Below are 11817 nucleotides of genomic sequence, written 5' to 3' on the forward strand. Positions count from 1 at the left end.
GTCGGGGACGGGGACCGGTGGTACGGGTGGGACCGGAGGTACTGGCGGCACGGGCGGGAACGGTGTGCCTTCAGGGGAAGCGGGCGAGCCCGGGGCACCGGCTCCGACGGGCGGCATCTTCGGCCCCGGCTCGGTGCTCGCGGGGCTTCAGGACCGCATCGAGGTGCAGCGCCATGGTCCGCTGGAGGAGCGGCGGGTGGCTCGCGCGAGGCAGGACGCGCGCAAGCTGGCGTCGCTCATGAAGACGCTGGACCTGGAAGGGGACTCCGGCTGCAAGGGCACGCTCGACGCGCTCTGCGAACAACTGTGCGAGGCGCAGAAGGTGGTGGCCCAGGCGGTGCCTCCTCCCGGTCGTCCGGTGGGTGCGCTGTCGGAGTCGCAGGAGATCGTCGCGCGGCAGCTTCGCAACCTCCAGAAGCGGCAGGCGGATGCGCTCGCCGCGCTCGAGGAGGCCCTGGCTCCCTGCGCGGATGAAGACCCCGCCACGCACGCGCGACGCCTGGACCGGATGGTCACGTTCCTGGATGGCTTCGTGAACGGCCTCATCCAGGAGGCGAGGGATCAGCTCGTCCTCCTGAAGGGCAGCGAGGCGCTGAACCGCGCGGACATCGCTTTCGGCGCGGAGGCGGGCGTGGCCCGTCCGCTGGGCCTTGCCGGCGCCGGCGTGGACACGTTCTTCCTACAGCCCCTGACGGACGCCTCGGGGCTCTCCTCCCAGGAACCTCCGGTGCGGCCGGGCGACTGGCTGGTGGTGGCGGAGGACGTGGAGCGTCTGGGCCCCGGAGGCGCGAAGGGCACGGAGCGCATCTACCGCGAAGCGCTGCGGGTGCTGCGCGTGCGCATGGAGACGCCCGCCGGCCAGCGCACGCCCATGACGCAGGTGACGTTCCAGCCGCCGCTCTCCCGCGCGTACGCCCTGGACCGGGTGGTGCTGCTGGGCAACAACACCCTCGTCAGCGAGGGCGCGACGGTGGAGGAGGTCGCCGAGCCCGTGTTGGACCGGCGGACGGTGCCCCTCCTGCATACCCCCGTGACGTGGCTGCGGGACGCGAGCCACGCGGGAGGCCGCAGGCCCGAGGTGTCCCTGACGGTGGGGGGGCGTCCGTGGCGACCGGTGGATTCACTCCTGGAGGCGACTCAGGACGAGCCCGCCTTCGCGGTGGAGTCGTTGCCGGGAGGCGCCGCGCGACTGCGCGTAGGCGGTCAGGACCACGGCGCGGCGCTGCCGCTGGGCGCGGAGGTGCGCGTGCGCTACCGCGTGGGCCGGGGTGTGGGAGGCAACCGGACGGCGCTGCGGCTGACGGCGATGGGCACCCCGCATCCCTGCGTGGAGAAGACCTTCAACCCGCTGCCTTTGTCCGGCGGAACGGATCCGGAGGCCCCGGCGCTGGCGCGCGTGCTCGGGCCCGCGATGGTAGGCGCGATGGACCGCGCGGTGTCCGTGTCGGACGTGCAGGCGCTGACGCAGGTCTTCGACGGCGTGCACCGGGCGAACGTCTTCCGCGATGGCGTGCGCCGACGCCTGCTGACGGTGGTGGTGTCGGGCCTGGACGGAGCGGCCCTGGGCCGGGAGGACCTGGAGGCGCTGGGCGCGCACCTGGCGGCAAGGGTGGCCCCCGGCGTGGAGCTGCGCCTGCGGAACCGGCAGCGCGTGGAGGTGCGGTTGCGGCTGCTCCTGCGCCTGGTGAAGGGCGCGGATCCGGTGACGGTGCTCCAGCAGACGCGCCTGCGGCTGGGCGTGGACCGCGAGCCGGAGCGCGAGCCGGGCCTGTTGGATCCGGACCGGGTGGAGCTGGGCGAGGACCTCCAGTTGTCGGACGTGTACGGCGCGCTCGCCGGCATCGACGGGCTGCGCTCGGTGGTGGTGCAGGGGCTGCATCGCGAGGGCACGCCGCCGTCGCTCTCCGAGCGCATCTCCACCGCGCCAGGGGAGCTGCTCGCGTGGGCGCCGCCCGCGGGCGGAAGCGACGGCGTCGCGCTGTTCTACGAGGAGGCGCAGGACCTATGAGCCGTCCCTCGCAGCGTCTGCTCCAGCTCCTGCCCGGCCTCTACACGGCGCGGGACGCCGGCCTCGCGGATCATCCCTTCCTCAAGCTGCTCGCCGTGCTGGGCACGGAGCTGGACGCGTTCTCCGGCGCGGTGGACCAGCTCTGGGATGATCACTTCGTCGAACGGGCCGGACCCCAGGCGCTGCCCCTGCTGGCGGAGCTGATGGGCGCACGGCTCATCACCGACGACCCCCGCGTGCAGCGTGGCGTGGTGGCGCGCGCGGTGGCGTGGCGTCGCCGCAAGGGCACGCTCGCGTCGCTGGAGGAGCTGCTCTCCGTCACCAGCCTCTGGGACGCGGAGGTGGATGAGGCCTTCCGTTCGCTCCTGGAGACGCAGGACCTCAACGACCTGCTGCCCTGGCGCGGACGCACCGCGGTGGTGTGGGATCCCATCGGCCTCTCGGATCCGCTCACGCGCCGCTCGGCCGGCACCGAGCGTCCCCGCGACGGCATCCCCGAGCGCGGTCCGCTGCTGGGCGTGGCGCCGGGCGAGACGTTGGACCAGGCCCTGCGACGGCTGGGCCGGGCGGACGCGGGACGCAACGCCGCCTCGCCGCGCACGTTGGATCTGCTGGGCTGGGCCCGTCCGGACGTGGCCCTCATCCGCACCGCGCGCCTGACGCCCGTGGAGCTGGAGGAGGTGACCCCCGCCGTCGTGCACGTCCTGCCCAACGGCTACCGGGGCTTCCGCGTGGATCCGTTGGACCGGGATGGACCCCTGGTCTGGCTCCAGCCACTGGAGCGCGCGGACCTGACCGGAGGACTCACCGCGCGCCATGAGCCTGAACCCGCTTCGCTCGCGACGGGGCGCACGGCGGCGATGCTGCTGACGCCCACCGCGCTGGCGGAGGACGCGGACGCGGCGGAGCGCGCGGATGCCCTCACCGTCTCCGTGGACGGCATTCCGCTGGTGGGGCCGGAAGCGCTGCCGCTCCTGCGAGGCCCGCTGCCCATCGCGCCCGTGGGACCCGCGCCCACGCTCCGGTTCGCGGACCGGGGCCGGCCATCGCCGGGAGACCAGTGGCGCCTCATGCTGCTCGCCGCGCGTGAGGAGTCGGACACGACGCTGCTGACCTCCGTGCTGGAACCGGGAGCGCTGAACACCGTCACCGTCACCCCGGACGCGAACCAGCTCCTGGGCGGCACCACCGCGGCCCTGTTCGTCGAACGCCTGAAGGGCGAGCCGCGCCTTCGCGACACGGACGGCACGTGGCGCACGCTCACCACCGGCATCCGCCTGGGCCTGCCCCGGAGCAACGCCGTCCGCGTGGAGCTGGCGGGAACACCGTGGGGGGTGCGCATCGAGCAGCACCTCGCGGATGAAAGCCTGCGCCTGGTCCGCTTCGATGCGAGCGCCGACGGGGGACCGTGGCAGGCGGAGGAGCTGGTGGGGGCCCCGCCTCCGGATGGGCCGGGCATGTCGGTGGCGGCGCTCGCGGACGCGCTGCTGCTGGTGGCCCCGGACGGCGCGGGGAAGCTGGGCGTGTGGTCCGTGACGGCGCTGGACGGCGCCACCCCGACGGCGACGCGGCTGGACACCCCGAGTCCACGCCAGCCCGCGGCGCGATTGGCCCCCAGCCTGTGCGTGCGCGGGGGACGGCTCTTCATCTTTGGCGGAGACCTGGGTGGCGCGCCCACCGGGGACCTGTGGTCGCTGCCTGTCGGGGGGGGCACGTGGCGTCCGCACGCGGTGCGCAATCGCCAGGAGCGCAAGGCGGCGACGCTGCTCGGCACGCCGCAGGGGCTGGTGCTCGTGGGCGGGGAGGCCGTCACCGGGGAGCTGGCCGTGACGGTGATGGGGTGTGACCCCGCGTCCGCGAGTCCGGCCTGGCGTCCGCTGGTGCCATTGCCCATTGATCCGGCACTGCCCGGGGTGCTCGTGGCCACGCAGACCGCCACCGGAATCGAAGCCCTCGTGTGGGCGGACACGACGCGGCCCCGCGCGCTGTCCCTCACGTCGGGCGCGAGCGCGTGGGTCGCGGGCCCCCTGGAAGCGGACGGCACGAACCCTCCGATTCCCGGCCAGGTGCTGTACGCCGACGGGCGCGCGCTCTTCGTGGACCCCGTGCCGCTGCCCGCGTCGGAGGTCGTCTTCTCCCTGGGCGGGCGTGGATACCTCGCGTTCCTGCCGGAGCTGGCGCTGCTGCCGGACGAGTTCCTGCGCTTCAACGTCGCCAACGACGGCGCCGTCTTCATCGAGCCCCGTCCGGGCCAGCCCCTCCCGCTGGATGCGCGTCCCGGCGGCGCGTACCACGCACGGGATGCGTCGCTGTCCGGCGATGCGCGCCGGTATTCGGTGCCCGGTCGGCTGCGGCGCCACCCGTTCCGGCTGCGTCAGCGAAGCCTGGGGCCCTGGAACACGCTGGCCCCGAGCAACGCCGACGGCATCGTGGCGGTGGATCCGCGCCTGGGCCGCATCGTGCTCCAGGACGACGCCCCCTTGGGCCGCGTCACCGTCTCCGCCCGCGTGGGACGGGGCGCATCCCTGGGCGCGGGACTGCTCCCTCCGGACCGCCGTCCGCCCGACGACTGGGCGGAGCCGGACCTCCCGCTCCCCGAGCCGCCGGACCTCCCCGGCGCCGGGCGTCCCGTCACCGCGTGGATCTCCCCGCAGCGCGCGGGCGGAGTGCTCGCGGCGGGTGACGTGGAGCGACCCATCGTCGCCACCCTCGCGGAAGGTCTGGGCTTCGGCACGCCGCCAGTCCTGGGCCTCATCGGCTCGCCGCGCCTGCCACCGGAGCGCCTGTCCCAGGGACTGGAGTCGGGCCTGTCCCTCTTCTCCGCGGACACGGGCGCGGCGCCCTGCATCGGCGCGGATGAGCACGGCGTCTCGTTGGCGCTCTACCCGGGCTTCGGCGGAGGCGCCGACACGCGCGTATGGCTCGCCGGCCTGTGGGTCGCGGGGCGGTTGGACCTGGTGCTCACGCGAGGGGCGGTGGACCTGCGCTGGTGCAACCTGGGCGCGCCCGGGCAGGTGGGGCTGTGGATGCCGGGCGGTGGGCATCAGGACATCAGCGCGCGCCGCTCGCTGCCTCCGCCCGACGTGGAGCTGCGCCTCTACGGCTGCATGGTGGGCGCCATCGAGCTGCCGCCCTGGGTGCACCTCATCGCCGCGGGCTGCACCTTCGACGCGGGCAGCCGGGAGGCCACCGCCATCCGCGCGGCCGGTGCGCGCGTGCGCTTGCGGCACTGCACGGTGCTGGGCGCGACCGAGGCGGGCGTGCTGGAGGCCTCCTCCTGCGCCTTCGCGGGCGAGGTGCGCACGGACCGTCCGGACCTGGGCTGGGTCCGCTACAGCCTGCTGGGGCGCGGCGGTCAGCCCCCGGTGTCGCACCAGTCGCGGGTGCACACCGTGTCGTTCCAATCCAACCGCCAGACGGATCCGGGCTACCTGGTGCTGGCGGACAACAACGGCCCCGAAGCGCTCCGCGCCTCCGAGCGCGGCGGCCTCCCCGGCGCCCACGGCGAACGCTCCAACCACGAGCGGGAGCTGCTCGCGCGCACCGACGACAGCATGCCCATTGGCGTCACGCCGTTCCACGCCGACCGCACCCAAGACGACCTCACCCGGATGAGCCGATCATGACCGTGAAAGCGTACACCTCCAGGTCCCGCTTCGACGAAGCCCGGCGCTTCTCCGGCGTCTATCAGCAGATGGGGCGCATGAGCCTCGACGCCGACCACAACGAGGAGGTGCGGCTGCGCACCGTGGACGCGCGCCGCCGCTCCGCCGACGTGGCCGACGGCTCGCCCGACGACGGCTTCCGCATCGGCGACACGTTCCTCGTGGACCCCATTGGCAACGTGCTCGGCTGGGAGGGGCAGGGGCTGCCTCCGGGCGACGAGCGCGTCATCCCGCGCGAGCTGCGCCTGGACCGCTACGACGCGGAGACGCTGCCCTTCGTGGTGCGCAGCCGGGGCCACGTGGCGCTGCGCCGCACGCTGCCCACGCCCCTGGACCTCACCCGGGTGACCAGAGCGGACGGCTCCACCTTCAGCGCCTCCGCGCTCGTCATGGGCCTGCGCTTCGAGCGTCCGCCCACCGACGATGAGATCGTGGACATCCGCGTGGTCGTCGCGGACACGGACGGCCACGAAGCCATCGTCTCCGCGGGCCTGGGCCAGCGTCCCTCCGGCTGGCACGACGTGCGCTTCCCCGTCTCCGCGCTCACGGGCGTGGACGCGACGAAGGTGAAGGCCTGGGGCGTGCTGGGCCTGCCGCCGGTGGCCCGCACCTGGGTGTCCGCGCTGCGCGTGGAGGACGCGGCGCTGGGCCCCGACGTCGTCATCCGGGGCGGTGACGGAACGCTGCCCGGCGCGGGCCGCATGCTGCTCAACGGCGTGCGCGTCTTCCTGGAGCGCGACCTGCGCTACACCGCGCAGCCGGATCTGCCGGAGGCGCCCCCGCTGGCCGCGCTGCCGGCGGACGGCAGCCGGCACCACTTCTTCTTCCTGGACTGCTGGGAGCTGACCACCACCCGGTACGACGACGCCTTCCTGGACGAGCCCGCGCTGGACGGCCACGACACCACCGTGCGCCTGCGGCTCGTGTCCCAGGTGCGCGCGCTCCAGGGCCTGTCCGCCACCGACGCTGAAATCCTTCCCACGCCCACGGGTGGGGGACGTCTCACGACGAACGTCCCGAAGGGCGCGCTGCCGGACCGCTTTCCGCCGGAGCCGTTGGACCCGTGCCGCGACCGCTGCCTCTCCACCGAGAACGCCTCCACGGGTGAGGGCTACCTGGGCTCCGACAACCTCCACGTCCGCGTGGAGCTGTTCGAGGGCGGAGCGCGGCCGGTGGTGCTCTGGTCGCGTGACAACGGCTCCACCGTGCTCCCGCTCACCGCGCCCGCGTCCGCGGATGCGATGACGCTCCAGGTGTCCCCCGAGAGCGCGGCGAAGCTCCGGGCCGGCGACCTCATCGTCATCGAGGACCGCGTCACGCGGCTCCAACCGGATGGCGTGTCCCAGCCGGTGCTGCGGCGGCTGCGCGGCGTGCAGGCGGACACGGGCAAGCTGGAGCTGGCGGACGCGAGCGCCATGCTGACCACGGACCCCGTGCCGGTGCCGGTGGGGGGCACGTTGGGCCGGGCCTTCAACCCGGCGCAGGGCGCGGTGGTGCGGCGCTGGGATGGCGGCGACCTGCTCGTCACCGGCCTGCGCTACCGCTTCCCGGATGGCATCACGCTGGCCTTCTCCGGCAACGGCTGGCGCACGGGGGACTACTGGTCCTTCACCGCGCGGGTGCACGCGGCGGACGGAGCGGCCCGGGGAGAGGTGGAGCAGCTCACCGACGCGCCCGTGCACGGCCCGGTGCACCACTTCGTGCCGCTGGCCCGCGTGAAGGGTGGAGCGGCGCGCGCCTTCGAGGACCTGCGGCCCCGCTACCTTCCGCTCGCACAGGTGAGGGACCGGCTCGTGGAGCTGTCCGAGCGGGTGACGGGCCCCGGCGTCTTCACGGTGGTGGTGGGCGACGGCGTGCGCAGCTTCGGCGACATCGACCAGGACATGCTCGAGGGCATCACCGGCGATGAAGCCTTGCAGGCGGCGGTGGATCGGCTGAGCGGGCAGGGGGGCTCCATCTTCGTGCGCGCCGGCCGCTACAAGCTGGAGCACCCGGTGCTCCTGCGCAACCTGTCCTCCGTGCACCTGCTGGGGGATGGGGACGCCACCGAGCTGCGCACCCAGGGCTCCGGCGGCGCCTTCTTCGTGGACCGCTGCGGCCTGCTGGGCGACGTGCGCATCGAGGACTTCCGGCTGGTGGAGGCGCCCTTCGAGGACGTGGTGATTGGCGAGCCCCAGCCCTCCCTCCTCGCGTCCATACCCCGCGTTTCGACGACGGACGGCCTGCGCTTCGTGCCGCTGCTGGAGGTGGACGACGACCGCGTGCTGGAGACGGACGACGTGAAGCACCCGTCCGCGGAGGCCGACTTCGTGGACGTGGTGGCCGAGCGCATCAAGATCCTCGTGCCCGGCCAGGGCCGCGCCGCGGGCTCGGTGGTGGCGACGCTGGTGCAACTGCGCAAGCTGCAACGGCTGCAGCCCGGCAAGCCGCTGGAGGACCTGCCGGAGGCGAAGCCCCTGCTGGACGCCTTGCAGACGCTGCCGCACGGCGTGGTGACCCTGGCGGACTCCAGCGGCGTGTCGCTGCGCCGCTGCCACCTCCAGGCGAACCAGGCGGGCAGCGAGGCGACGGGCGTGCTGGTGACGGGCACCTGCGCGCGCATCCACATCGAGGACAACCGCATCGTCGCGGCGACGGGCATCGCCGTCGCACCCTACGCGCCCTATCTGGCCGAGCGCTTCCTCGCGGCCTTCCCGCGCGCGGGCCTCTTCATCGACACGCTGTCCATCACCGGCAACCGGCTCCAGCCGCTGGGCGAGGCCACCACCGGCATCCACGTGGCGGACGGCACGCTGTCCGGCGTGGAGGTGCGGGGCAACCGCGTGCAGGGCTTCCACGTGGGCATCCTCGTGCAGGATCTGGCCGAGGGCGGCGCCACCGGCCCGGTGGACCGCGTGCTGGTGGCGGAGAACCAGGTGCTGGGCTCCGGAGCGGTGGGCATCCAGATCGCCGGCGACGGCGTGGACGTCGTGGGCAATGAGATCCGCAACGCGGTGTCGGACGGCCTGTTCCAGGTAGGCATCCAGCTCTCCGGCCGGGGACTGCGCGTGCGCGACTCCTGGATTGCCTTGCCCGCCGTGCCCGCCGCGTCGGTGCTGGGCGTGGTGGCCGGCATCGTCGTGGGGGACGGCCTGGACGACGGTCAGTCCAACGGCCGCCCCGCCACGGACGTGGAGGTGGTGGACAACCGCATCGAGGGCGCGGGCGAAGCGACGCCGGGCATTGGCATCCTGCTGGGCGGTCCGCAGCCGGTGTTCGACGTGCGCATCCGGGGCAACGTGGTGCGGGCGCTGGGCGACGCGGCGGTGCGCGCCTGGGGCACGGGCGGCGCGGTGGGGCGGATCCGCGTGGAGGACAACCGCTTTGAACAGGTGGCCCTGGCGGACGTGCCGTCGCAGACGGACAACACCCTGGCCCTGTCCCGGTTGGATCCAGGCCTGGAGACGAAGCTGAGCCCGGGCGCGCGGTCCCAGCCCCGGCCGCTGGTGGAGGCGCTGTTCGCCAACGTGACGCCCCGGGTGCGCGCGCCCCTGGACGCGGCGCTGCGGTGGTTGGAGCGGCTGACGCTGCGCGGGGCGGTGGTGCTGGCGGGGGTGGAGGAGGCCCACGTGAGCGGCAACCGGCTGCTCCAGGTGGGGCGCACGGAAGCGTACGGCGCGCCCGGGCTGGAGGACGCGGAGGTGCGCGTGGCGGGCATCGCGGTGGTGTCCGGCCTGGGCCTCACCGTGGAGGACAACGAGGTGGAGACCCTCCGCGCGCCGGTGAGGAAGACCGCGGTGCCACCGGTGAAACCGCCGGTGAAGCTGCCGCCCATCGCCGGGGTCCTCCAGCAGTTGGGACTCGCGCCGGCCACCCTCCGGCTGGAGCGCGGCGATGTGCACTCCGCCGTGGTGGGCATGTACGCCACCGTGTTGCAGTACACCGGGTCGGACGAGGACGGGCGCCAGCAACTGGGCCGGGGCCTGTATGGACCGCTGGACACGCTCGCGCAGCAACTGAAGGACCTGGGCGGCACGCCCGCGACCCTCACGGAGATGCTGGTGCGCGAAGTGGCGGAGATGCGCGCCGCCCAGGGCTTCGAGGACCACACGAAGACGTCGAACGCGGTCCGCTCGTCGCTGGCCCGCGCCTCCAGCTTCACCGCGCCGGAGGAGCTGTCCCAGGACGCCTGGGACACCGTGGCGCAGTTCGACCTGGCGACCGTGTCCGGCAAGGACGCGGTGGCGAAGACGGCGGACCGCATCAAGGGCTCCTTCGAGGTCCTGGTGCAGGGCCTGCCCGACACGGTGAAGAAGACGCTCCTGAAGGCCATCGCGGAGGTGCAGGGCGAACCGGGCGATCTACAGCGGTGCGTGGCGCTGGCCGCGGGCCTGAGCCAGGTGGCGCAGCTGCGCGAGGCGCAGGCCCAGAAGGCCCGTCAGCCCGTCATCGGACAGGCGGTGGGCCCCCGGAAGACCATCATCGGTACCTTCGCCACCAGCGCCCTGGAGCAGCTCCCGCGCAGGGGCCGCTCCATTGGAGTGAAGGCCAGCGCGGACGTGCTGCTGCAACTGCGCCAGTCCAAGGAGGCCCTGGCGGATCAGCTCAAGGACGTCCACCCGCAGCTGGCCCTGCAGGTGGAGGCGGACTACCGCGACGTGGAGCGCACGGGGGGGCAGTCGCGGCCGGTGGAGCGGCTGCGCTCCACCCTCAAGCAGATCATGGAGTTCACCAACGGCGAGGTGCCCCAGGCGACGCTCTCCGTGGAGGACGCGGAGCGCGTGACGGCGCAGGGCCGCACGGCCACCATCGGCCTGTACACCGCGAACCTGGACCGGCAGGCGGCGGGCCTCGTCACCGAATCCGAGGACACGGTGGAGAAGCAGCTGCGCTCCTTCGGCACCTCCGTGGGACAGCTGTCGGAGCTGGTGAGCGGGGACGCGGAGCTGTCCGCGCTCTCCTCCCAGGCGCATCAGGCGGTGCTCGCCGCCATCGCGCAGCCGCAGAAGCGCTCGGAGCAGGTGGCCATCGCGCGGGGCCTGTTGGACCGCATCCGCGTGCAGACGCTGGACGTGCTGCCGACGACGATCGCGCTGCCGCCCACGGGGCCGGTGTGGGCGGATCCCCTGGACCGCAGGCTCGCCGCGCTGGGCGCGCTGGTGCTCGCGGTGCGAGGCATGCCCCCCGGCAAGGTGCTCACGGATTCGATGGCGCTCTACGTGTCGCACTACAGCCGCGCCCTGGACATCGTGGGCATCGACGGGCAGTTCCGCGAGAGCGTCCTCCAGCGCATCCGGGAAGCCATCCAGCGGCTCACCACCCAGCAGCCGGACGACGTCACCCGCCAGGCCCTGCACCAGTTGGTACGGGAGCCAGCCGACCTGGCCGCCGAGGCCGTGGGCAAGGGCGCCGGGGCTTCCATCGCCGTCAAGGGGAGCCCGGTGACGCCGGAGCTGGAGGCGACCGCGGTGCTGCTGCGCTCGGCGGAGCAGGGCCTGAACCCGGGCGAGGACGACACGTCGCGCATCGCCCGGCTCCAGGAGTACCTGCGCCAGCGCGCCACGAAGGTCTCCGCGTCGCTCGTCGTCATCGTCACCGGCATGACGGACCTGGGCGGCATCCTGGAGGTGCTGCGCAAGGCCCTGGAGCAACTGGCGCGGGGCGAGGCTCCGGATCCGGGCGACCTGATTCCCCCCGTCTTCGACACCTTCCCCCAGCCCGCGGACGGCCTCTTCCTGGCGGGCGTGCAGGGCCGGGTGCGGCTGTCCGGAAACACCGTGCGGGACGCCGTCACGGGCATCACCGTCCTGCCCCCCTCGGGGCACGTCATGACGGAGTCGGAGGCGCAGCCGGGGTCGCTCCTCGACGTGGAGGGCAACCGGCTGGAGGGGTGCGCGGTGGCGGGCGTCGTCCTGCGGCAGGCGCTGGCGGTGACGGTGGTGGCGAACAACCACTTCTTCGCGTGCGGGGGGCTGCCCACCGCGGGCGACCCGGGTCTGGGCCAGTCGGTCGCCTCCTTCGCGGGCTCCGGCGAGCTGGTGGTGCGCGACAACGTCTTCCTGGAGAGCGGCAACACGCTGGCGCAGGCGCTGCTGCACGAGGTGGCCATCGACTGGCGCGGTGAGGTGGGCGTGCGCGGCAACACCGTGCGCCACGAGGGGGGCG

Annotated in this window: 3 protein-coding genes; all 3 read left to right on the plus strand. The window is 73.8% G+C overall.

The annotated features are described in order from the left end of the window. A partial coding sequence (locus D7Y13_RS29685; RefSeq protein ID WP_208734503.1) for a baseplate J/gp47 family protein occupies window positions 1–2008 on the plus strand: 2008 nt, incomplete at its 5' end. After that, the gene (locus tag D7Y13_RS29690) at window positions 2005–5634 is read left to right on the plus strand and encodes a phage tail protein (protein WP_120630843.1); all 3630 of its coding nucleotides are present in this window, start codon (window positions 2005–2007) and stop codon (window positions 5632–5634) included. The genes D7Y13_RS29685 and D7Y13_RS29690, both read left to right, overlap by 4 nt. Then, window positions 5631–11817, plus strand: a 6187-nt coding sequence (locus tag D7Y13_RS29695; protein ID WP_147452519.1) for a right-handed parallel beta-helix repeat-containing protein, incomplete at its 3' end; no start/stop codon positions are given. The genes D7Y13_RS29690 and D7Y13_RS29695, both read left to right, overlap by 4 nt.

The organism is Corallococcus praedator (genome assembly GCF_003612125.1).
Lineage (GTDB): Bacteria > Myxococcota > Myxococcia > Myxococcales > Myxococcaceae > Corallococcus > Corallococcus praedator.